At 69.3% G+C, this 21,005-nt stretch carries 20 protein-coding genes; 8 read left to right on the top strand and 12 right to left on the bottom strand.

The features are described from left to right. Positions 1–47: 47 nt before the first annotated feature. The 3 genes from QJR12_RS10820 to QJR12_RS10810 form a co-directional block, all read right to left on the bottom strand. The gene (locus QJR12_RS10820) at positions 48–722 is read right to left on the bottom strand and encodes a hypothetical protein (RefSeq protein WP_300581825.1); all 675 of its coding nucleotides are present in this window, start codon (positions 720–722) and stop codon (positions 48–50) included. A 126-nt stretch (positions 723–848) separates the two neighbouring features. Beyond that, entirely contained in the window at positions 849–2,444 is a 1,596-nt protein-coding gene (guaA, locus tag QJR12_RS10815; protein WP_300581822.1) for a glutamine-hydrolyzing GMP synthase, read from the bottom strand. A gap of 119 nt (positions 2,445–2,563) precedes the next feature. Next, the gene (locus tag QJR12_RS10810; RefSeq protein ID WP_300581819.1) at positions 2,564–3,367 is read right to left on the bottom strand and encodes an enoyl-CoA hydratase-related protein; all 804 of its coding nucleotides are present in this window, start codon (positions 3,365–3,367) and stop codon (positions 2,564–2,566) included. A 373-nt stretch (positions 3,368–3,740) separates the two neighbouring features. Here QJR12_RS10810 and QJR12_RS10805 point away from each other — a divergent pair, with 373 nt between their 5' ends. Next, complete coding sequence (locus QJR12_RS10805) at positions 3,741–4,487, top strand: beta-phosphoglucomutase family hydrolase (RefSeq protein WP_300581816.1); 747 nt, start codon at positions 3,741–3,743, stop codon at positions 4,485–4,487. Next, positions 4,484–6,871 carry a glycoside hydrolase family 65 protein gene (locus tag QJR12_RS10800; RefSeq protein ID WP_300581814.1) on the top strand — a complete coding sequence of 796 codons (2,388 nt, stop codon included), beginning with the start codon at positions 4,484–4,486 and terminating at the stop codon, positions 6,869–6,871. Before QJR12_RS10805 ends, QJR12_RS10800 begins: the two co-directional genes overlap by 4 nt. Positions 6,872–6,914: 43 nt before the next feature. Here QJR12_RS10800 and QJR12_RS10795 read toward each other — a convergent pair whose 3' ends face one another. Beyond that, positions 6,915–7,484 carry a TetR/AcrR family transcriptional regulator gene (locus tag QJR12_RS10795; RefSeq protein WP_300581811.1) on the bottom strand — a complete coding sequence of 190 codons (570 nt, stop codon included), beginning with the start codon at positions 7,482–7,484 and terminating at the stop codon, positions 6,915–6,917. 76 nt (positions 7,485–7,560) lie between these two features. On the opposite strand from QJR12_RS10795, the gene QJR12_RS10790 reads away from it, so the two are divergent. Then, positions 7,561–8,481, top strand: a complete 921-nt coding sequence (locus QJR12_RS10790; protein WP_300581808.1) for a TauD/TfdA family dioxygenase — start codon at positions 7,561–7,563, stop codon at positions 8,479–8,481. Between the two features lie 20 nt (positions 8,482–8,501). Here the strand turns inward: QJR12_RS10790 and QJR12_RS10785 are convergent, their stop codons facing one another. The 3 genes from QJR12_RS10785 to guaB all read right to left on the bottom strand — a co-directional run bounded on the left by QJR12_RS10785 (position 8,502) and on the right by guaB (position 13,156). Next, complete coding sequence (locus tag QJR12_RS10785) at positions 8,502–10,265, bottom strand: GMC family oxidoreductase (protein WP_300581806.1); 1,764 nt, start codon at positions 10,263–10,265, stop codon at positions 8,502–8,504. Positions 10,266–10,270: 5 nt separating this feature from the next. Then, positions 10,271–11,398: a GuaB3 family IMP dehydrogenase-related protein gene (locus tag QJR12_RS10780; protein ID WP_300582426.1), complete on the bottom strand. Its 1,128-nt coding sequence runs from the start codon at positions 11,396–11,398 to the stop codon at positions 10,271–10,273. 147 nt (positions 11,399–11,545) lie between these two features. Then, on the bottom strand, positions 11,546–13,156 hold the full coding sequence (gene guaB / locus QJR12_RS10775; RefSeq protein WP_300581804.1) for an IMP dehydrogenase: 1,611 nt from the start codon (positions 13,154–13,156) through the stop codon (positions 11,546–11,548). Between the two features lie 244 nt (positions 13,157–13,400). Here guaB and QJR12_RS10770 point away from each other — a divergent pair, with 244 nt between their 5' ends. Next, entirely contained in the window at positions 13,401–13,814 is a 414-nt protein-coding gene (locus tag QJR12_RS10770) for a DUF5319 domain-containing protein (RefSeq protein WP_300581800.1), read from the top strand. Positions 13,815–13,828: 14 nt separating this feature from the next. On the opposite strand, the gene QJR12_RS10765 is transcribed toward QJR12_RS10770, so the two are convergent. Next, positions 13,829–14,683: a hypothetical protein gene (locus QJR12_RS10765; RefSeq protein WP_300581798.1), complete on the bottom strand. Its 855-nt coding sequence runs from the start codon at positions 14,681–14,683 to the stop codon at positions 13,829–13,831. A 349-nt stretch (positions 14,684–15,032) separates the two neighbouring features. Between QJR12_RS10765 and QJR12_RS10760 the strand changes: the two genes are divergently transcribed. Next, positions 15,033–15,341, top strand: coding sequence for a WhiB family transcriptional regulator (locus QJR12_RS10760; RefSeq protein WP_213442260.1), 309 nt, complete (start codon positions 15,033–15,035; stop codon positions 15,339–15,341). Between the two features lie 95 nt (positions 15,342–15,436). Beyond that, positions 15,437–16,297 (top strand): class I SAM-dependent methyltransferase, encoded by an 861-nt coding sequence (locus QJR12_RS10755; protein WP_300581793.1) that lies wholly within the window; start codon positions 15,437–15,439, stop codon positions 16,295–16,297. An 81-nt stretch (positions 16,298–16,378) separates the two neighbouring features. Here the strand turns inward: QJR12_RS10755 and groL are convergent, their stop codons facing one another. Further along, positions 16,379–17,992, bottom strand: a complete 1,614-nt coding sequence (groL, locus tag QJR12_RS10750) for a chaperonin GroEL (RefSeq protein WP_300581791.1) — start codon at positions 17,990–17,992, stop codon at positions 16,379–16,381. A 146-nt stretch (positions 17,993–18,138) separates the two neighbouring features. Beyond that, positions 18,139–18,441 (bottom strand): co-chaperone GroES, encoded by a 303-nt coding sequence (gene groES, locus QJR12_RS10745; RefSeq protein ID WP_213442254.1) that lies wholly within the window; start codon positions 18,439–18,441, stop codon positions 18,139–18,141. Between the two features lie 187 nt (positions 18,442–18,628). Between groES and QJR12_RS10740 the strand changes: the two genes are divergently transcribed. Next, positions 18,629–18,760, top strand: coding sequence for a hypothetical protein (locus QJR12_RS10740; RefSeq protein WP_300581787.1), 132 nt, complete (start codon positions 18,629–18,631; stop codon positions 18,758–18,760). Positions 18,761–18,781: 21 nt separating this feature from the next. Beyond that, a complete protein-coding gene (locus QJR12_RS10735) occupies positions 18,782–19,441 on the top strand; it encodes a C39 family peptidase (RefSeq protein ID WP_300581784.1) in 660 nt (219 codons plus the stop codon). A 20-nt stretch (positions 19,442–19,461) separates the two neighbouring features. On the opposite strand, the gene tsaD is transcribed toward QJR12_RS10735, so the two are convergent. After that, the gene (tsaD, locus tag QJR12_RS10730) at positions 19,462–20,496 is read right to left on the bottom strand and encodes a tRNA (adenosine(37)-N6)-threonylcarbamoyltransferase complex transferase subunit TsaD (protein ID WP_300581781.1); all 1,035 of its coding nucleotides are present in this window, start codon (positions 20,494–20,496) and stop codon (positions 19,462–19,464) included. After that, entirely contained in the window at positions 20,493–20,957 is a 465-nt protein-coding gene (gene rimI / locus QJR12_RS10725) for a ribosomal protein S18-alanine N-acetyltransferase (protein ID WP_300582423.1), read from the bottom strand. The genes tsaD and rimI overlap by 4 nt, the downstream gene beginning before the upstream one ends. Positions 20,958–21,005 lie beyond the last annotated feature (48 nt).

The following is a 21,005-nucleotide window of genomic DNA, read 5'->3' as shown; positions in this document are numbered from 1 at the left end:
ACCAGATCGCCAGGACCCGGGAGGCCACCGCATCCACCGCGCTCACCTCACCCCGCCGGCGCCCGGACCGCCCGTCCCCGCGCCCGGCGGACCTGAAGCCGCACCCCGCCGATCCGCCCGAAACCGGGAACGGCGGTGCCGCAGGTGGTCTCATAGCCGCAGACCCGGGCCTGCAGGTGTATCGCCGCCCCATGCCAGTCGCCGTCGGTGACCAGCAGGGTGCAGCCCTTCTGACGGGCACGGGCTGTCAGCGCCCGCGCCCGGGCCGGCGGCACCGAGCGTCCGCTCAAACCGAGGACAACCACATCCATCCCGTCCATAAGGACCGCGGCCACCTCCACCGGATCGGTCCCGGGATCGGGGATCACCGCAACCCGGCTCAGATCCGCCCCCATCTCCACCGCGGCGAGCAGTCCGATATCGGGCTGACCGACAATGACCGCGTTCCCGCCCGCGGCCGTGACCGCGGCCACCATGCTCAGCAGCAGCGAGCGGGCTCCCGACAACACCGCCACCGTTCCCCGCGGCACCGCACCGGGCAGCACGTCCGCCAGCGCCGGCGGAATCGGCAGCCGCGTTTCTGAGTCGCAAACGTTCCGGTCGGCGCGCCCGCAGCGTCCGGCACCCACTTTCCCGGACACCGCCGCCAGCTGCCTGCGCAACGCCCCCAGCCGCTCGGCCCCCCCGCCGTCCGGCCGGTCACGGGCCGGGACCGTCGCCATCGTCACCTCCGGTACTACCTGCGGCACAACAGCCGGGTTGCCACTCTTTTCGAATAAATGTTCGATACCATCGAGTAAAGGCCTCTCCCCCGGCAACGTCAAGGGGTGAAGCCGGGGTATTCCCGGCTATTCCCATTCGATGGTGGCCGGCGGCTTGCTGGTGATGTCCAGCACCACACGATTGACCTCGGGAACCTCGTTCGTGATCCGGGTCGAGACGCGCTCGAGAACCTCGTAGGGCACCCGGGTCCAGTCGGCGGTCATCGCGTCCTCGCTAGACACCGGCCGCAGCACGATCGGATGCCCATAGGTGCGCTCGTCGCCCTGCACACCGACCGAGCGGATGTCGGCCAGCAGGATCACCGGGCACTGCCAGATCAGGCCGTCCAGGCCGGCGGCGGTCAGTTCCTCGCGCGCGATCGCGTCGGCGCGCCGCAGGGTGTCCAACCGTTGCGCGGTGACCTCGCCGACAATCCGGATGGCCAGACCCGGGCCCGGAAATGGCTGGCGCGCAACGATTTCCTCCGGCAGACCTAACTCGCGGCCGACCGCGCGCACCTCGTCTTTGAACAGCAGGCGCAGCGGCTCGACAAGTTTGAACTTCACATCGCCGGGCAGTCCGCCGACGTTGTGGTGGCTTTTGATGTTCGCGGTGCCGCTACCGCCGCCGGACTCCACCACGTCCGGATACAGCGTGCCCTGCACCAGAAACTCGATGTTTCCGCCAGCGGCCCCGGAAGCCCCAGAAGCACTGTCGCCCAGGATGTCTCGCACCGCACCCTCGAAGGCCCGAATGAACTGCCGACCGATGATCTTGCGCTTGCCCTCGGGCGATGTCACCCCCGACAGCGCATCCAGGAAGGTCGCCGCCGCGTCCACGGTGACCAGGTTGGCGCCGGTGGCAGCCACGAAATCGCGCTGCACCTGCGCGCGCTCCCCGGCGCGCAGCAGGCCGTGATCGACGAACACGCACGTCAACCGGTCGCCGATGGCGCGCTGCACCAGCGCGGCAGCCACCGCGGAATCCACCCCGCCGGACAGCCCGCAAATCGCGCGGCCCGCGCCGATCTGGTTGCGCACCTGCTCGACCAGGGTGTCGGTGATGTTGGCCGCGGTCCACCGGGCGCCGATCCCGGCGAACTCGTGCAGAAACCGGCTCAGCACGTGTTGGCCGTGCGGGGTGTGGATCACCTCGGGGTGGTATTGGACCCCGGCCAGGCGCCGTCGGCGGTCTTCGAAGGCCGCCACCGGCGAGCCCGCGCTGGTGGCCACCACCTCGAACCCGGTCGGTGCCGAGGTGACGGCATCCCGGTGGCTCATCCACACCGGCTGAATCTCGGGCAGATCCGAATGCAATTCGCCGCCCAGGGTTTTCAGTTCGGTCCGGCCGTACTCGCTGGTGCCGGTGCGTTCGACGGTGCCGCCGAGGGCCTGGGTCATGGCCTGAAAGCCGTAGCAGATGCCGAACACCGGAACACCCAGCTCGAACAGGGCCGGATCCAGCTGCGGGGCACCCTCGGCATACACGCTGGCCGGCCCGCCGGAGAGCACGACGGCCCGCGGCCTGCGGGCCTTGATCTCCTCGATCGAGGCGGTGTGGCCGATGACTTCCGAAAACACCCGCGCCTCCCGAATCCGCCGGGCGATCAGCTGCGCGTACTGCGCGCCGAAATCGACGACCAGCACGGGACGGGGTGCGGCGAGGTCAGCGGATTGGCCCATTGGCAGCGAGTCTAGTGGCGCCCGCCGCGCGGGGCCCGCGTCCACGAGCGCCCCCGATTCTGATCCCCTGGCACCCGGACCGAGCGCTATCCGCCCGCCGCCCACTCGTGGCTTGGACGTCAGTCACCCTGCGCCGGTTTGTGCTCCAGCGGGGTCGGCTCTGCCCACACCGGCGGGCGTTTCTCCAAAAAGGCGGCCATCGCCTCCCGGGCGTCGGGAAGCTGGCTTGCCGCGGCCATCACCTCGACGGCGTGCGCATAGGCCTTGGGCTGGTCGAGGTCGACCTGGGCGTAAAACGCCGCCTTGCCCAGCGCCTTGGAGGCAAAGCTTCCCCGGGTGGCGCGAGTCAGCAGCTCCGTGGTGGCGGCATCGAGCTGCTCGGGGGGCACCACCCGGTTGACCAGGCCCCACTCCAGCGCGGTGTGCGCATCGATGGGATCGCCGGTGAAGGCCATCTCCAACGCCCGCTTGCGCTCGATCGAGCGCGCCACCGCGACCAGCGGGGTGTGACAAAACCAGCCCCCCTTTCCCCCCGGAAGGGCAAAACCGGCCCCGGTCGAGGCCACCGCCAGATCGCACGAGCACACCAACTGGCAGCCCGCCGCGGTGGCCAGTCCCTGGACTTTCGCGATCACCGGCTGGCGGATCGACTGGATGGTCGCCATCAGCTCGGTGCACACACCGAGAAGATGACGCATAAAGCCCAGGTCTTGGCCCACCATGTCGGCAAAGTCGTGGCCGGCGCAAAACACCGGGCCGGCGCCGGCGAGGACAACTCCGCTGCACTCCGATGCCCCGGCGGCCCGAAACGCGTCGATCAACTCCAGCATGTGATCCAAAGACAAGGCGTTCCGGCGCTCGGGGCGGTTCATGCAGATCGTGACGAACCGGTCACGATCGACGGTGATGTGCCGATAGCTCATGGCGACCTCTCCCGAAAGGGCCCCGCGGCTCGTTCTCGCCCCGTCCGAGGGTAGCGCGCTCACGGTGGTGTGTGCGCCCCCGGGGCAACCCCGGCCGGCGACGCATATCCGATCCCGCGCCCCATCCCGCGGAAGTCACCTATCCCGATGTTCCCGATCGTCGGGTGTCCGGTATATAGGGAGAACGTGCATTCGCTGACCCCATGCCGCGATCCTGCCCCGCGAGGGCGTCCCGCGTCATCGCCGCACTCGGTCCGAGAATGCGCAATCGAGAGATCGACGTGATACTGACGTAGCCGCGGGAATCGCCGTCGCCAGCACAGCGGGCGTGGTGACGCGGTGTCGCCCGACCTACCGGGGAAGCGAGGTCCGCATGCTCGGTCTGCCGGATACGGTGCGCGCCTGTCTGTTCGACCTCGACGGTGTGCTCACCGACACCGCGAGCGTGCACGCCAGGGCGTGGAAGGCCACGTTCGATGACTATCTGGCCCGGCGGGCCGAGCGCACCGGCGAGACGTTCGTCCCCTTCGACCCCGACACCGACTACCTGCGATACGTGGACGGCAAGAAGCGTGAAGACGGGGTGCGGTCATTCCTGGACAGTCGCGGGATCCGGTTGCCCGACGGCAGCCCGGATGATCCCCCCGACGCCGAGACGGTGTACGGGCTGGGCCGCCGCAAAAACGACATGTTCCAGAAGACCCTGCGGGAGGAGGGTGTCGAGGTGTTCGAGGGCTCGCGGCGGTACCTGCAGGCGGTCACCGAGGCCGGCCTCCGCGTGGCGGTGGTGTCCGCCAGCGCCAACACCCGAGACGTGCTGGAAGCCAGCGGTTTGGACAGGTTCGTCCACCAGCGCGTCGACGGGGTGACACTCCGCGAGGAACACCTCGCCGGCAAGCCCGCCCCGGACTCCTTCCTGCGCGCCGCCCAGCTGCTCGACGTCACCCCCGGCGCGGCGGCGGTGTTCGAGGACGCGCTGTCGGGCGTGGCGGCGGGTCGGGCGGGCAACTTCGGCTTCGTCGTCGGCGTCGACCGGGTCGGCCACGCCGAGGAGTTGCGCCGCAACGGCGCCGACATCGTGGTGACCGACCTTGCCGAGCTGCTGGAGGCCCGATCATGATCACCGAGGAAGCCTTCACCGTCGAACCCTGGCACGTCCGCGAGACCCGGCTGGACCTGAACATCCTGGCGCAATCGGAGTCGGTGTTCGCGCTGTCCAATGGGCACATCGGGTTACGGGGCAACCTTGACGAGGGTGAGCCGTGGGGGCTGCCGGGCACCTATTTGAACTCGTTCTATGAAGTGCGCCCGCTGCCCTACGCCGAGGCCGGCTACGGGTATCCGGAGGCCGGCCAGACCATCGTCAACGTCACCAACGGCAAGATTTTGCGGTTGTTCGTCGGCGACGAGCCGTTCGACGTCCGCTACGGCGAATTGATCAGCCACGAGCGGGTTCTCGACCTGCGGGCCGGGACGCTGACCCGCCACGCACACTGGCGCTCGCCCGCGGACAAACAGGTCAAGGTCCGCTCCACCCGGCTGGTGTCGCTGGCGCACCGCGCCGTCGCCGCGATCGAATACGTGGTGGAAGCGCTCGACGAATTCGTCCGGGTCACGGTGCAATCCGAGCTGGTGACCAACGAGGACCAGCCGGAGTTCTCGGGGGACCCGCGGGTGGCGGCCGCCTTGGAGCACCCGCTGGAGGCCGTCGAGCACGAGCAGATCGGCCAGGGAGCGCTGCTGATGCACCGGACCAGGGCCAGCGGATTGATGATGGCCGCCGCGATGGACCATGAGGTCGAGGTGCCCGGGCGGGTCGAAGTCGCCACCGACGCCCGCCCGGATCTGGCCCGGACCACGGTGATCTGCGGGCTTCGCCCGGGGCAGAAACTGCGCATCGTCAAATACCTGGCTTACGGCTGGTCGAGTCTGCGGTCCCGCCCGGCGCTGCGCGACCAGGCCGCCGCCGCGCTGACCGGCGCCCGCTATTCCGGCTGGCAGGGGCTGCTGGACTCGCAGCGCGCCTACCTCGACGACTTCTGGGACAGCGCCGACGTCGAGGTCGAGGGCGACCCGGAAAGCCAGCAAGCCGTGCGCTTCGGGCTCTTTCACCTGTTGCAGGCGAGCGCGCGCGCCGAGCGGCGCGCGATCGGGGCCAAGGGGCTCACCGGAACCGGCTATGACGGGCACGCCTTCTGGGACACCGAGGCATTCGTTCTCCCGGTGCTCACCTACACCGCTCCCCGCGCGGCCGCCGACGCGCTGCGGTGGCGGGCATCGATCCTGAACCTCGCCAAGGAGCGCGCGGCCCAACTCGGTCTTGCCGGCGCGTGTTTCCCGTGGCGGACCATCCGCGGGCAGGAATGCTCGGCCTACTGGCCGGCCGGCACCGCAGCCTGGCACGTCAACGCCGACATCGCGGCGGCCTTCGAGCGCTATCGGGTGGTCACCGGGGACGACTCGCTGGAAAAGGAGTGCGGCCTGGCGGTGCTGGTGGAAACCGCTCGGCTCTGGCTGTCATTGGGCCACCACGACCGCCACGGCGTCTGGCACCTCGACGGGGTGACCGGTCCCGACGAGTACACGGCCGTCGTCCGCGACAACGTGTTCACGAATCTGATGGCGGCCCACAACCTGCGCACCGCCGCCGAGGCCTGCACCCGCCACCCCGAGGCGGCCCACGCGATGGGTGTCAGCACCGAGGAGATGGCCGCCTGGCGGGACGCCGCCGACGCCGTGCACATTCCCTACGACGAGGAATTGGGCGTGCACCAGCAATGCGAGGGCTTCACCACCCTTGCGGAATGGGACTTCAAAGCCAACGCGACCTACCCGCTGTTGCTGCACGCGCCGTATGTCCGGCTGTACTCCGCGCAGGTGATCAAGCAGGCCGATCTGGTGCTGGCGATGCAGTGGCACAGCCGCGCATTCACCCCCGAGCAGAAGGCCCGCAACGTCGACTACTACGAACGGCGCACGGTGCGCGACTCGTCGCTGTCGGCCTGCACCCAGGCGGGGATGTGCGCCGAGGTCGGGCATCTGGACCTCGCGCATGACTACGCCTACGAGGCGGCGCTGATCGACCTGCGCGACCTGCACCACAACACGCGCGACGGGCTGCACATGGCGTCACTGGCCGGGGCCTGGATTGCGCTGGTCGCCGGCTTCGGCGGGGTGCGTGACGATGAGGGCGTGCTGTCGCTGAACCCGGCCCTGCCGGACGGCATTTCGGATCTGCGGTTTCGGTTGCGCTGGCATGGGTTTCGGCTCACCGTGCATGTCACCCACGCCGACGTCACCTACACCCTGCGCGACGGGCCGGGGGGGTCGCTGACCATCCGGCACGCCGGGGAGGACCTCACGCTGAGCACGGATGCGCCCTGCACCGTTGCCCTGCAACCGCGGGTGCCGTTGCTGCCGCCGCCCCAACAGCCGCCCGGCCGGGAGCCGACACGCCGGCGGCTCGTCAGGCCGCGCGCGCCCGCGGTCAGCCAGCTGGACTGATGGCGGCGTGCGGGCGCGCCCGCGACCGCCCCCCGACCTGCGGTCAGCGCGGTTCGACGATCCGGGCGGCCTCGGCGCTTACCGCCTCGCGCAACTCCGCTTCGGTCATCTCGTCGATGCCGGCCGCGGAGCGCAGGAACGGCTCGAAGAGCCGCCAGCCCAGTTGCAGGGCAACCGCGTGAGCGACCGCCAGCCGGGCGCTGCGGTCGTCGTCGTAGCGCGGGCGCACCCGCTCAAGCAGTTGCGACACCCCGGGGAACCGGGTCTGCAGCTGCCCGGCCGGATAGCCGTCGAGAAGTGCCCGGGCCATCACCCGGATATGCCGGTCGAAAGCCCGCTCCACCTCCGCCGGCGGCGCGCCGGCCTGCACCAGCCTGCTCGTCGTCAGGCCGAGGTGATCGAGCACCGCCCCAACCAGCCGGTCTTTGGTGCCGAAATGGCGAAACACCAGCCCGTGGTTCACCTTCGAGCGGGCCGCGATGTCGCGGATCGATGTCGCGGCCGGACCTCGCTCGGCGAACAGGTCGGCCGCAGCGGCCAGAACGGCCGCCGCCACCTCTTCCCGGCCGACGGGCGTTTCGGCGCGCCTCCCGGTTGCGCCATCCGTAGTCACATGACTACACTAACCGATAAGCGGTGTAGTCGCATGACTACACAGTCCAGCGCAGCATTCGGGTTAAGGAACGACGATGACCCCTTCGACCATCACATCTTCTTCTTCGACAACACCGCTGACCGTGACGAAGCTGGGCAGCCGCATTGGCGCCCGGGTCGACGGGGTGCGGCTCGGCGGGGACCTCAGCCCGGCCACGGTCTCGGCGATTCGCCAGGCGCTGCTGGCCCACAGGGTGATCTTTTTCCGCGGCCAGCACCACCTCGACGACGACCAGCAGCTCGCGTTCGCGCGGCTGCTGGGCACACCGATCGCCCACCCGGCCGGACGGTATCTCGCCGGCAGCCCACCGATCATCACCCCGATCAACTCCGAGTACGGCAAAGCCACCCGGTGGCATACCGATATGACCTTCGCCGCCAACTACCCCGCGGCCTCGATCCTGCGGGCGGTCACGCTGCCCAGCTACGGCGGGTCGACGCTGTGGGCCTCCACCGCGGCGGCCTACGCGGCGCTACCCGAACCGCTCAAGCTCCTGGCGGAAAATCTCTGGGCGCTGCACACCAACCACTACGACTATGTGCACCCGCAAGCACAGACCGACAAGGAGCAAGCGTTTCGCGAGGCGTTCGAGACGCCGGACTTTCGCACCGAGCATCCGGTGGTGCGGGTGCACCCCGAGACCGGGGAGCGCACCCTGCTGGCAGGAGGTTTCGTGCGCGGGTTCCTCGGGTTGGACGATCACGAATCGCATCTGCTGCTGGATTTGCTGCAACGGCGAATCACAGTGCCCGAGAACACCATTCGGTGGAACTGGGAACCGGGTGACGTGGCCATCTGGGACAACCGGGCGACTCAGCACCGGGCCGTCGACGACTACGACGGCCAGTACCGGCTGCTGCACCGGGTGACCGTGATGGGCGACGTGCCCGTCGATGTGCACGGGCAACCCAGCCGGGTGATCGGCGGCGCGCTACTCGACCCGGTCGCGGCCTGAGGGTGTTCGCCGCGGCGAGTTCAGCCGGCCGAGCTGAGCGGATCGATCGGTGACCAGCGCAGCGCGCCCGGCGCGTCGGGCGGCACCACCGGATGCCGCGGCGGGATCGGGTCCAGCCGGCGATACGGCTCGCCCTGGCGGGGCCGCTGGTCGTGCTCGCCGTTGTTCGGCCACAGCGAGACCGCCCGCTCGGCTTGCGCGGTGATGGAAAGCGCGGGATTGACACCGAGATTGGCGGAGATCGCCGCCCCGTCGTGAACCGAGAGCGTCGGATAGCCGTACACCCGGTGATACGGGTCGATGACACCGCTTTGCGGACTGTCGCCGATTGCCGCGCCGCCGAGGAAATGGGCGGTTAGCGGTACGTTGAACAGTTCACCCCAGGTGCCGCCGGCGACGCCGCCGATTTTCTCGGCGATCCGGCGGGTGACCTGGTTGCCGATCGGAATCCACGTCGGGTTGGGCTCCCCGTGGCCCTGTCTGCTGGTGTAGCGGCGCCGGCCAAGCATCCGCCGCTTGGTGAACGTGGTGATCGAGTTGTCGAGGTTCTGCATCACCAGCACGATCACGGTGCGTTCGCTCCACCGGCGCGGAGGCAGCCACAGCAGGACGCGCGGATCCTTGCCGACCCGGTACAGCAACTGCAGCCATCGCGGCACGGCGGTGCCCTCCGGGCCGGACCCGTCGGTCATCAGGGTCTGCAGCAGCCCCATGGCGTTGGATCCTTTGCCGTAGCGGACCGGTTCGATGTGGGTGTCGGGGGTCGGGTGAATCGAGGAGGTGATGGCCACCCCGTGGGTCAGGTTCAAGTCGGGTTTGACCCGTAACCGGGCCGCGCCGACGATCGACTCGGAGTTGGTCCGGGTCAGCATGCCGAGCCGCTCCGACAGCTCGGGCAGCTTGCCGGTGTCGCGCATCTTGAACAGCAGATGCTGGGTGCCCCACGTGCCGGCAGCGAGCACCAAATGCGTTGCGGTGAACCTGCGTTTCCGCTTGCGCAGCCAGCGCCCGGTGCGCACGGTGTGCACCTCCCACACCCCGTCGGCCCGCTGCTCGAACCCGGTCACCGTTGTCATCGGAATCACCTGCGCACCAGCCGATTCCGCGAGACCAAGATAGTTCTTCACCAGGGTGTTCTTGGCTCCGTAGCGGCAGCCCGTCATGCACGAACCGCACTCGAGGCATCCGGTGCGCGCCGGTCCCGCCCCGCCGAAATACGGATCGGGCACCTCCCGGCCCGGCATTGTGGTGCCATCCGGACCGAAAAACACTCCGACCGGGGTCGGCACCCAGGTATCGCCGAACCCCATCTCGTCGGCCACCTCCTTGACGAGGCGATCGGCGTCGGTGACGGTGGGGTTGCGCACCACGCCCAACATCCGTTGGGCTTGCTCGTAGTGGGGCATCAATTCGGCGCGCCAGTCGGTGATATGGCCCCACTGGGGATCGGTGAAAAACGGCTCCGGCGGCACGTAGAGCGTGTTGGCATAGTTCAGCGACCCGCCGCCCACGCCGGCACCGGCCAGGATCATCACATTGCGCAACACGTGGATGCGCTGGATGCCGTAGCAGCCCAGCTTGGGCGCCCACAGGAACTTGCGCAAATTCCAGGAGGTCTTGGCGAAGTCCTCATCGGAGAACCGACGGCCGGCTTCGAGCACCCCCACGCGGTAGCCCTTTTCGGTCAACCGCAGCGCGGACACGCTGCCGCCGAAACCCGACCCGACAATCAGGACATCGTAATCCGGTCGGTAATCCGGTTGCACCGCATCAACCCCACTCATGGCGCTCAGCCGCTCACGGTCAGACCGACCTTTTGGAACTCCTTCAGCTCGCAGTAACCGGCCTTGGCCATCGACCGGCGCAGACCGCCGACGAGGTTCAGCGAACCGAACGGGTCGTCCGACGGCCCGGTGAGAACCCGCCGCAGCGGCGGGCGCTCCCCGGTGGCGACCTGCAGCAGCGCGCCGCGCGGCAGCGACGGATGCGCGGCGGCGGCCGGCCAGAACCACCCGTCGCCGAGCGCTTCCGCCGCCCCGGCCAGCGGTGTGCCCAGCACCACCGCGTCGGCGCCACAGGCGATCGCCTTGGCCAGTTCGCCGGAGGTATGGATATCCCCGTCGGCCAGCACATGCACGTAGCGGCCCCCGGTTTCGTCGAGGTATTCCCGGCGGGCGGCGGCGGCGTCGGCGATGGCGGTGGCCATCGGCACGCTGATGCCCAGCACCTCATCGGTGGTGGTCGCTCCGCGGGTGGAGCCGTAGCCGACGATCACGCCGGCGGCTCCGGTGCGCATCAGGTGCAGGGCGGTGCGGTGGTCGAGCACACCACCGGCCACCACCGGGACGTCGAGCTCGGAGATGAACGTCTTCAGGTTGAGCGGCTCACCGTCGCTGGCGACCCGCTCGGCAGAGACTATCGTGCCCTGGATGACGAGCAGGTCGATGCCGGCCGCCACCAGTGCCGGGGTCAGCGCCGCCGCGTTTTGCGGGCTCACCCGCACCGCGGTGGTGACACCCGCCTCCCGGATACGCGCGACCGCCTCGCCCAACAGATCCGGATCCAGCGGCGCGGCGTGCAGCTGTTGCAGCAGCCTGATCGCCGCCGCGGGTTCGGGCTCTTTTTCAGCGGCCTCGATGACCTGCGCGATCTTGGCGTGATAGTCCGGGTGGCGCCCGATGAGCCCTTCGCCGTTGAGCACCCCCAGCCCACCCAGCCGCCCGAGCTCAACGGCGAATTCGGGCGACACCAGCGCGTCGGTGGGGTGCGAGACCACCGGGATCTCGAACCGGTAGGCGTCGAGCTGCCAGGCGGTCGAGACGTCTTTCGAGGACCGGGTGCGCCGGGACGGCACGATGTTGACGTCGGCGAGCTCGTAGGTGCGCCGCGCGGTACGGCCCATGCCGATCTCGACCAGATCACGCATCAAAGATCAGCCTTGGTCGTCGTCGGCGGGTGTGGGTGGCGCAGAAATCCGGCCAGAATCCCGCCGGCCGCCCGCGGCACGGCGATCTGGGCGCGGGGGGTGGCTTCGGCACCGGATCTCACTCAGCGGGTCTCACTCTCAGCGCCCGTAGTAGTTCGGCGCCTCGACGGTCATGGTGATGTCGTGGGGATGGCTCTCTTTGAGGCCCGCCGCGGTGATCCGGACGAATTGCGCGCGCTGCAGGGCTTCGATGGTGGCGGCGCCGGTGTATCCCATGGCGGCGCGCAGGCCACCGGTGAGCTGGTGGATCACCGTGGCCAGCGGCCCGCGGAACGGCACCCGGCCCTCGATGCCCTCCGGCACCAGCTTGTCCTCGGACAAAACGTCGTCGGCGAAGTAGCGGTCCCTGGAGTAGGACTTGGCCACGCCTTCAGCAGGGCCCGCCGATACACCCCTGCCCCGCATCGCGGCCAGCGATCCCATGCCGCGGTAGCTCTTGTACTGTTTGCCGTTGACCAAGATCAGCTCTCCGGGAGCCTCTTCGGTGCCGGCCAGCAACGATCCCAGCATCGCGGTGGAGGCACCCGCGGCCAGGGCCTTGGCGATGTCGCCGGAGTACTGCAGCCCGCCGTCGGCGATCACCGGCACGCCCGCCGGGGCACACGCGGCGGCGGCTTCCAGGATGGCGGTGATCTGGGGGGCGCCGACGCCGGCCACCACTCGCGTGGTGCAGATCGACCCTGGGCCCACACCGACCTTGACCGCGTCGGCGCCGGCTTCCACGAGCGCGGCGGCCGCGGCCCTGGTGGCAACGTTGCCACCGACCACCTCGACCCGCTCACCCACTTCCGCCTTGAGCTTGCCGACCATGTCGAGCACCAGCCGGTTGTGGGCGTGCGCGGTGTCGACGACCAGGACGTCGACCCCGGCGTCGACCAGCGCCATCGCGCGCACCCAGGCGTCATCGCCCACCCCCACGGCGGCCCCCACCAGCAGCCGGCCGTCGGCGTCTTTGGTGGCCAGCGGGTGTTGCTCGGTTTTGACGAAGTCCTTGACGGTGATCAGCCCGGTCAGTTTGCCGCGCCCGTCGACAATCGGCAGCTTCTCGATCTTGTTCCGGCGTAGCAGGCCCAACGCCGCATCGGCGGACACGCCCTCCTGGGCGGTGATCAGCGGGGCTTTCGTCATCACCTCGGCGACCCGCTTGGAGTGGTCGACCTCGAAGCGCATATCGCGGTTGGTGATGATCCCGACCAGTGTGCCGGAGTCGTCGACCACGGGCAGCCCGGAGATCCGGAAGCGCGCACACAGCGCGTCGACGTGCGCCAACGTGTCATCGGGGCGGCAGGTGACCGGATCGGTGACCATGCCCGCCTCGGATCGCTTCACGGTTTCGACCTGTGCGGCTTGTTCGGAGACGGGCAGGTTGCGGTGCAGCACGCCGATGCCGCCCGCCCGGGCCATCGCGATGGCCATCCGCGACTCGGTCACGGTGTCCATCGCCGAGCTGATCAGCGGCACCTTGAGCCGGATCTTCCTGGTGAGGTTGCTGGCGATGTCCGCGGTGGCCGGCACCACGTCCGAAGCCGCGGGCAGCAGCAAGACATCATCGAAGGTGAGCCCCAGCATCGCCACCTTGTGCGGATCGTCGCCCCCCGTGGGCACGGGGTCTTCGGCCACGACGCCGACGCGGGCGTGGGGGCCGGCGATCGGGCCGGCGCCGTCCATCGGGGACATGCCAGAAGACATGGATCAGGCCCTTCTGATGTGCAGTGCGAAACCATCCTATCGGCTACCCGCCGCCCGGACGACGGTGCGCGCCGCACGGCCGGTCGGGCGCGCCGGGCACCGTGTGACCGCTGGGAGGTGATTGGGCGCGCGTCGCCGGCAATGCCGGCAATGCCCGGCGCAATGCCCGGCAATGAAGCGCCGACACCGCAGCGCGGACCGAGTCGCTGGCGCGATCCCCGCGAGGCTGGCGTAATGTGGAAGCGTGCGCGACTATCTGCCACCGGGTTTGCCACCCGACCCGTTTGCCGACGACCCCAATGACCCGTCGGCGGCACTGGATGACGTCGAGCCCGCCCAGCCGCTGGATCCGCAAGAGCGGCTGGCGGTGGAAAGCGACCTCGCGGACCTGGCCGTGTACGAGGCTCTCCTGGCGCCCAAGGGGATCCGTGGGTTGGTGGTTTGCTGCGACGAGTGCCAGCAGGACCACTATCATGACTGGGACATGTTGCGGGCCAACCTGCTGCAGCTGCTGATCGACGGCACGGTGCGCCCGCACGAACCGGCTTACGATCCGGAACCAGACGCCTACGTCACCTGGGACTATTGCCGCGGTTACGCCGACGCCTCGCTGAACGAGGCGACATCGGACGCCGACAGGTATCGCCGGGGCCGCTGATCATTCGGCCGGCGTCAGCGCCCGTTCCAGGTCCCGCCGCCGTGACGCACTTGTTGCGCACACCCGTCGCGGATCTCACGCAGGTGTTGTGGGGTGTGGGTTGCGCTTCCGATATCGATCAGCAGACAAGCCAGCGCCCAGCGCAGCGGGACCAGCCCCCACCGACCGCAGGCGTCCAGGGCGGCGTCGGCGACGACGCGTGCCCGATCAACGGCTCCGGCGCTGCACAAAGCGGCGGCCAGCACCGCCTGGCTCTTCACCCGGTGGCGCACCGACGTGATTCCGGTGTGTGCCACCTCAACCGCCCGCCGGGCATGATCGACCGCGGCGGCACCGTCGCCGACGGCCATGGCCAGCTCGGCGGTCACCCACTCCCGGCGCACCACCAGCCGGCCCGCGGGTTCCGTCGGCACCTCCGCGGCGGCCAGCACGGTTTCCGCGCGCCTCAGCAATGCTCCCGCCACGGCGAAGCGCCCGATCCCCAGCGCATCGGCGGCCAGTCCGACCAGCGCGTCGGCCCCGGCTTCCACATCGGTGCCGGCCAGCGCCCACGCCCGACCGTCCCAGTGTCGGGCCGCCCGGTGCCAACCGAGCTGCCGCAAGAACGAGCCCTGCGCGCTATGGGCGAGCGAGCCCAATCGCCCGGACGGGCGACCGCGCAGCAGCGCCACCAGGTCGGCGCGGGCGCTGCTGTAACGACCCTGCCCACCGGCGGCGACGGCCCGCAGCCACAGTTGCTGGGGCGTGCGCGCCGCCGGCAGCGGCCAGTAGCCGGGCTGGCTCCCGAAGGCGGCCGCCGCCAGCCTCGCTTCCACCGTCTCGATCGCCGGATCGCGGCCGGCGGAAATCGCGAAGATCGTGGAACCCATTAGTTAAAACTTCGTGGTGATTATGTTATCGCAATATTAAACCATGGGAACCGCCAGACCAATTATGACGTTTTCCCGCCGTCGCGCTTAAGCTGCAAAATCGCGGCATCTTCCGACCTCATGACGGGGCTGTCAGCGCCGGTCAACTGCGTCGCCACGATGAACGGGAAGTAAATTTGTCAGCGATCATTACGCTTTCGGCAACCCGCTCCCCTATTGACTGAATTTGTGCGGCACCCGTACGTTTAGCATCGGCGAGCAGTCATCGGCGACAACCGCTCGAATCAGTTGCACGACTCGCGCGTTCGCGAACTTTCCCCGATAGGGGTTAATGAGAGAGGGAATTCTAATGCCACAGCCGGAGCAACTACCCGGGCCCAACGCCGATATCTGGGACTGGCAACTTCAGGGTCTTTGCCGGGGCATCGACTCCTCGGTGTTCTTCCACCCCGACGGCGAGCGCGGCCGGGCCCGCCTGCAACGCGAGCGCCGCGCCAAGGAAATCTGCCGGCGCTGCCCGGTGATCGAACGGTGCCGGTCGCACGCCCTGGAAGTGGGCGAACCGTACGGCATCTGGGGCGGCATGTCCGAATCCGAGCGCGACCTGGTGCTCAAGCGAGGTCTGGGCCGCACCCGGGGGATTCGCCGCACTGCCTGACATCGGGACGAAAGGCACATCGCCGAAGCTACCGCGGGCCGGTGCCGACTGATGCCCGCTTGTCTTCACGTGAACGAGCCAATACCGTTCCCACCGTGGTCGATCCGACGGCGATTGGTGCTGACGGGGGACACCCACCGGCCCGCACGTACGTGCTCGGACACTCCGACGAGGAACTTGATCGGCTAGCGGTCCAGGCCCGCATGATCGGGCCGATCACCCGCCGGTTCTTTTCGGCGGCCGGGCTCGCCCCGGGGATGCGGGTGCTCGACGTCGGCAGCGGTATCGGCGACGTCGCGTTCCTGGCGGCCGAGCTGGTCGGTGCCGCCGGTGAGGTTATCGGCGTCGAGCGCGCCCCGGCCGCGCTGCAGGTCGCCAGGCGACGGGCGGCCTCGCTGAGTGCCGGCAACGTGAGGTTCCTCGGCGGCGACCCGGCGGAGCTGACGTTCGATCGCCCGTTCGATGCGATCGTCGGCCGGTACGTCCTGATGTTCCAACCCGATCCGGTGGGGTGGCTGCGTGGGCTGCTACGGCATCTGGCCCCCGGCGGCGTCGTCGTGTTCCAGGAGCCGGAGTGGGCACGCGCGCACTCGGCCCCGCACGTGCCGAGCTGGCAGCGATGCTGTCGCCTGGTGGTCGAGGGTTTGCTGGCGGGGGGTGCCGACCCGGAGATGGGCGCCAAACTGCCGACCGTGTACGCCGCTGCCGGTCTTCCGGCGCCGAGACTCGCCATGGAGACCGTGATCGGTGCCGGCGTCGACGGCAGTGAGCAGGTGCGGCTGACCACCGACGTGCTGATAACCCTGCTGCCCGAGCTGGAGCGGTGTGGTCGGGTTGCACCGGGCGAAATCGAGCCCGCGACCCTGGCCGATCAGGTCTTGGCCGACATCACCGCGCGCGCAAGCGTTTTCGTGGGCCGTTCTGAGATCGGCGCCTGGTCCACGAACCCGCCCTGATGGTGTCACCGCGACGAGAGGACATCCCCGGCGCGTTGGGGCCGGGGATGCGCCCTGACAACTCCACGCCGGGCCGCTGCGCTAGTGCGCGTGGCCGTGCTCGCCGTTTTCGTCCTTTTCGGCGGGCTTTTCGACCACAGCGGTTTCGGTGGTCAGCACCATCCGGGCCACCGACGCGGCGTTGAGCACCGCCGACCGGGTGACCTTGACCGGGTCGATGACCCCCTCCGAGGCCAGATCGCCGTAGCGCAGCGTTTCCGCGTTGAGCCCGTGCCCCGGGGGCAACTCGCCGACCTTGCTGACCACGACCGAGCCGTCAAGGCCCGCGTTGGCCGCGATCCAGTGCAGCGGCGCGCTGAGCGCTTCGGAGAACACGTCGACGCCATGTGCCTCATCGCCGCTCAGCGAGGCACGCAGGTCGGCAAGCGCCTTGCGGGCCGCCAACAGCGCCACCCCACCGCCGACGACGATGCCTTCCTCCACGGCGGCCTTGGCGGCCGCCACCGCGTCCTCGACGCTTTCCTTACGCTCCTTGAGCGCGGTTTCGGTGGCCGCGCCCACCTTGATGACGGCCACCCCGCCGGACAGCTTGGCCAGCCGCTCTTCAAGCTTCTCGCGGTCCCAGTCGGAGTCGGTCGCCTCGATCTCCGCGCGCAACTGCTTGGCACGCGCGGCGATGGCCTCCGGGGTGCCACCGCCGTCAACGATGATGGTGTCATCCTTGGTGACCACCACCCGGCGTGCCGAACCGAGCACTTCCAGTCCCACCTCGCGCAGCAGCAGGCCGACATCGGGGTTGACCACCTGGCCACCGGTCACCACCGCCAGATCCTCCAGGAAGGCCTTGCGGCGATCACCGAAATACGGGGCCTTGACCGCGACCGCCTTCAGCGTCTTGCGGATGGCGTTGACGACCAGCGTCGCCAGCGCCTCACCCTCGACGTCTTCGGCGATCACCAGCAGCGGTTTGCCGGTTTCGGCCACCTTCTCCAGCAACGGCAGCAGGTCGGGTAGCGAGCTGATCTTGTCGCGGTGCAACAAGATCAGCGCGTCCTCCAGCACGGCCTCCTGGGCCTGCGAGTCGGTGACGAAATACGCCGACAAGAACCCCTTGTCGAACCCGATACCCTCGGTGAACTCCAACTCGGTGGTCAGGGTCGAGGACTCCTCGACGCTGACCACGCCGTCGTGGCCGACCTTGGCCATCGCCTCGCCGACCAGCGCGCCGATCTGCGGATCCCGCGAGGACACGGTCGCGACCTGCGCGATCGCCGTCTGGCCGGACACCGGTGTTGCCGCCGCCAGCAACGCCTCGGACACCGCGTCGGCGGCCTTGCCGATTCCCGCCCCGAGCGCGAGCGGGTTGGCCCCGGCCGCAACCAGGCGCAACCCGCCCCTGATCAGCGCTTGCGCCAGCACGGTGGCGGTGGTGGTGCCGTCACCGGCGACGTCGTTGGTTTTGGTCGCCACCGCCTTGACCAACTGGGCGCCCAGGTTCTCGAACGGGTCTTCCAGGTCGATTTCCCGCGCGACGGTGACGCCGTCGTTGGTGATGGTCGGTCCGCCGAACGCCTTGGCCAGCACCACGTGCCGGCCCCGCGGGCCCAACGTCACCCGCACCGCGTCGGCGAGCTTGTCGACTCCGCTCTCCAGGGCGCGGCGTGCGGTTTCGTCGTATTCGAGCAGTTTGCTCATAGGTCGGTCCTGTCTCGTCTAACCGGCCCGGCGCCGATCCGGTCCGCGAGGTACCCGGCACCGGGCGATGTGACCCTTGCTATGCACCGCCCCGGAAATCGCCCACGGGTGGTCGCGGGGATCGCCGGGGCGGGACATCGCCTGCGCTACTTGTTGACGACAGCCAGCACGTCGCGGGCCGAGAGGATCAAATACTCCTCGCCGTTGTATTTGATCTCGGTGCCCCCGTACTTGCTGTAGATCACGGTGTCGCCCTCCGACACGTCAAGCGGGATCCGCTTTTCACCGTCCTCATCCCACCGGCCGGGGCCGACTGCGACGACGGTGCCTTCCTGCGGCTTCTCCTTGGCGGTGTCGGGAATAACCAGACCGGACGCGGTTGTGGTCTCAGCCTCGTTGGCCTGGACGAGGATCTTGTCCTCGAGTGGCCTAATGTTCACCTTCGCCACGATTGGAGCCCTCCACTAGTTGAGATCGGGGTCCGGGGCCGTCGTCCCGAACCGGTCTTGGCCCTAGGTCCGGGACCGGCCCCGTACCTGTCGGATTACCAGGTGCTTCGGCATTCGTCCGTGCCCTCGTGCCGTCGTCGCGGGTGCCGACACTCGGATTGTCCGATTGCCATCTAGCACTCTATACATGAGAGTGCTAGCACTCAAGGCCGGCTCACTGCTTCCCGGGACGCGCCCGGCGTTCACGCCGATCCCCGGATTGCCGATCCCAACGCCGGCCGGCAACCACACGTCAACCGGTGACCGCTACTACCGCTAATAATCGCTAATAATGGGGCTCATGGTCACCGGCATCGCCACCCGAAACCGCACCGCCGGCGTGGGCGCACTGGTCGTTGCGGCCGCTATCGCGTCGGCCGCGGCCGGCATCGGAGTCTCCAGAGCCGACCCGGACGGCCAAATGTACGGCAACCCCGAGGCCGCCGCCCCCTACTGGCGCTACCAGCACCAGCAAGACTGCGGCCTAATGGCCGTCGCCGACGTGGTCGGCCAGCTCACCGGGAGGGAACCCTCCCAAATCGGGATCGAGCTGCGCGGCATCTTCAGCAAAAGCGTGGCCCACCGTGGGGACATCTACTTCTTCGACGGCAGCGCCCCGCAGGACCTGGTGGTGTTGCTGCAGAAATACGGGATCCAGTCCAGCCTCACCGAGGGCAACACCATGCAGACCGTGGAGCGGGATCTGGCCGGGGGGCACAAACTGATCGCCGGGGTCAACGCCGAGACGCTGTGGGATTACCCCCCGGGCAAGGGGCAGCGGACCCGGGCCGATCACGCCGTGGTGATCACCGGTGTGGACACCCGCGACAACGTCGTGCACCTCAACGACAGCGGCACCCCCAACGGGCGCGACGAGCGAATACCCATGGCCACCTTCACCCAGGCCTGGGCGACCAGCAACGACCTGCTCATCGTCACCCGGGAAACGAACGACATCTAACCGGCCGACCCGGGCGCCGGTCAGGGCAGCCGTCCCGCCACCACCGGCAGGCCCGGGTCGGTGGGGGTGTCCAGCGGCGACGGCGGTGCTCCCGCGGCCACCAGGTGCGCCGTGAATGCGGCAATCATCGCGCCGTTGTCGGTGCACAGCCGCGGGCTAGGGATCCGCAGCGTCAAGCCCGCCTCCGCGCAGCGCTGAGCGGCCAGCTCACGCAGCCGCGAGTTCGCCGCCACCCCCCCGGCGATCAGCACGGTTGACACACCCAGGGCGGTGGCCGCGCGCACCGCCTTCGCGGTCAGCACGTCGGCGACGGCCTCCTGAAACCCCGCCGCGACATCGGCCGTCACCGCGTCCGGGTGCGCCTCCAGATAGCGCGCGACAGCGGTTTTCAGCCCGGAGAAGCTGAACGCGTAGGGGTCGTCCCGCGGCCCGCTCATGCCCCGGGGGAACACGACGGCGTCACGGTCACCGCTGCGGGCCAGCTCATCGAGCGCCTTGCCACCCGGATAACCCAGCCCCAGCAGCCGCGCCACCTTGTCGTAGGCCTCCCCGGCGGCGTCGTCGAGGGTGCTGCCCAGCTCGACGATCGGCTCGCCGAGCGAATGCACGTGCAGCAGGTGGGTATGCCCGCCCGACACCAGCAAGGCCACGCTCTGCGGCAGCGGCCCATGCTCGTAGACGTCGGCGGCCAGGTGACCGCCCAGGTGGTTCACCCCATAGAACGGCACCCCCCAGGCGGCGGCATACGCCTTGGCCGCGGCCACGCCCACCAGCAGCGAGCCCGCCAGGCCGGGCCCGACGGTGGCGGCGATGATGTCGGGTTTCGCCCGGTCAGTGAGCCCCGCCGCGGCCAGCGCGCGACGCACGGTCGGTCCGAGCGCCTCCACGTGCGCCCGGGAGGCGATCTCGGGGACCACACCACCGAACCGGACGTGCTCGTCGACGCTGGAGGCGACCTCGTCGGCCAGCAGCGTCACGGTGCCGTCGGGGCCCAGCCGCGCGATGCCGACCCCGGTTTCGTCGCAGGACGTTTCGATTCCCAGGATGACCGTCATGCGGGATCCCGCCGCATCGTGTAGGCGTCGGCCCCGCTGGCCCGGTAGTACCGCCGGCGCAGCGCGACCTCGGTGAATCCCAGGCTGCGATATAGCGCGATCGCCGGCGCGTTGTCGGTGCGGACCTCCAGGTACACGGGGCTGCCGGCAGCGAAGCTCAGCAGCTGCTCGAGCAGCCGCCGGCCGATGCCCCGGCCCCGGTAAGCGGGGTCGACGCCGATGGTGTGCACCTCGTAGTCGAACGGCGGCGTGCGCCCCAACCGGGAGATGCCGGCGTATCCGACGAGCAAGTCGCCAACGCGCGCTCCCACGTAATGGTTGTGCCGGGCGGTGATTTCCCGGACGAACGCCTCTTTCGGCCACGGGTCGTCGCCGTCGAACAGCTGGGCCTCCAGCTGGGCGCATCGCTCGGCGTCCCCGGATGTCAGCGCGTCGATGACGACGGGCCCCGGGACGCCCATGGGGGTGTTGACGGTGCGGTCGCTTCCCGGGTCCTGGACCTCCGCGCC

The organism is Mycobacterium sp. (assembly GCF_029961025.1).
In the GTDB taxonomy this organism is placed as follows: domain Bacteria; phylum Actinomycetota; class Actinomycetes; order Mycobacteriales; family Mycobacteriaceae; genus Mycobacterium.
The sequence above is the reverse complement of the archived record's forward strand: the minus strand, read 5'-3'. Positions and strand labels throughout refer to the sequence as shown.

Coding starts and splice junctions, on each gene's coding strand:
- QJR12_RS10820 (WP_300581825.1), bottom strand. CDS start 722: ATGGCGACGGTCCCGGCCCGTGACCGGCCGGACGGCGGGGGGGCCGAG.
- guaA (WP_300581822.1), bottom strand. CDS start 2,444: ATGGGCCAATCCGCTGACCTCGCCGCACCCCGTCCCGTGCTGGTCGTC.
- QJR12_RS10810 (WP_300581819.1), bottom strand. CDS start 3,367: ATGAGCTATCGGCACATCACCGTCGATCGTGACCGGTTCGTCACGATC.
- QJR12_RS10805 (WP_300581816.1), top strand. CDS start 3,741: ATGCTCGGTCTGCCGGATACGGTGCGCGCCTGTCTGTTCGACCTCGAC.
- QJR12_RS10800 (WP_300581814.1), top strand. CDS start 4,484: ATGATCACCGAGGAAGCCTTCACCGTCGAACCCTGGCACGTCCGCGAG.
- QJR12_RS10790 (WP_300581808.1), top strand. CDS start 7,561: ATGACCCCTTCGACCATCACATCTTCTTCTTCGACAACACCGCTGACC.
- QJR12_RS10785 (WP_300581806.1), bottom strand. CDS start 10,265: ATGAGTGGGGTTGATGCGGTGCAACCGGATTACCGACCGGATTACGAT.
- guaB (WP_300581804.1), bottom strand. CDS start 13,156: ATGTCTTCTGGCATGTCCCCGATGGACGGCGCCGGCCCGATCGCCGGC.
- QJR12_RS10765 (WP_300581798.1), bottom strand. CDS start 14,683: ATGGGTTCCACGATCTTCGCGATTTCCGCCGGCCGCGATCCGGCGATC.
- QJR12_RS10760 (WP_213442260.1), top strand. CDS start 15,033: ATGCCACAGCCGGAGCAACTACCCGGGCCCAACGCCGATATCTGGGAC.
- groL (WP_300581791.1), bottom strand. CDS start 17,992: ATGAGCAAACTGCTCGAATACGACGAAACCGCACGCCGCGCCCTGGAG.
- QJR12_RS10740 (WP_300581787.1), top strand. CDS start 18,629: ATGAGAGTGCTAGCACTCAAGGCCGGCTCACTGCTTCCCGGGACGCGC.
- QJR12_RS10735 (WP_300581784.1), top strand. CDS start 18,782: ATGGTCACCGGCATCGCCACCCGAAACCGCACCGCCGGCGTGGGCGCA.
- tsaD (WP_300581781.1), bottom strand. CDS start 20,496: ATGACGGTCATCCTGGGAATCGAAACGTCCTGCGACGAAACCGGGGTC.
- rimI (WP_300582423.1), bottom strand. CDS start 20,957: ATGGGCGTCCCGGGGCCCGTCGTCATCGACGCGCTGACATCCGGGGAC.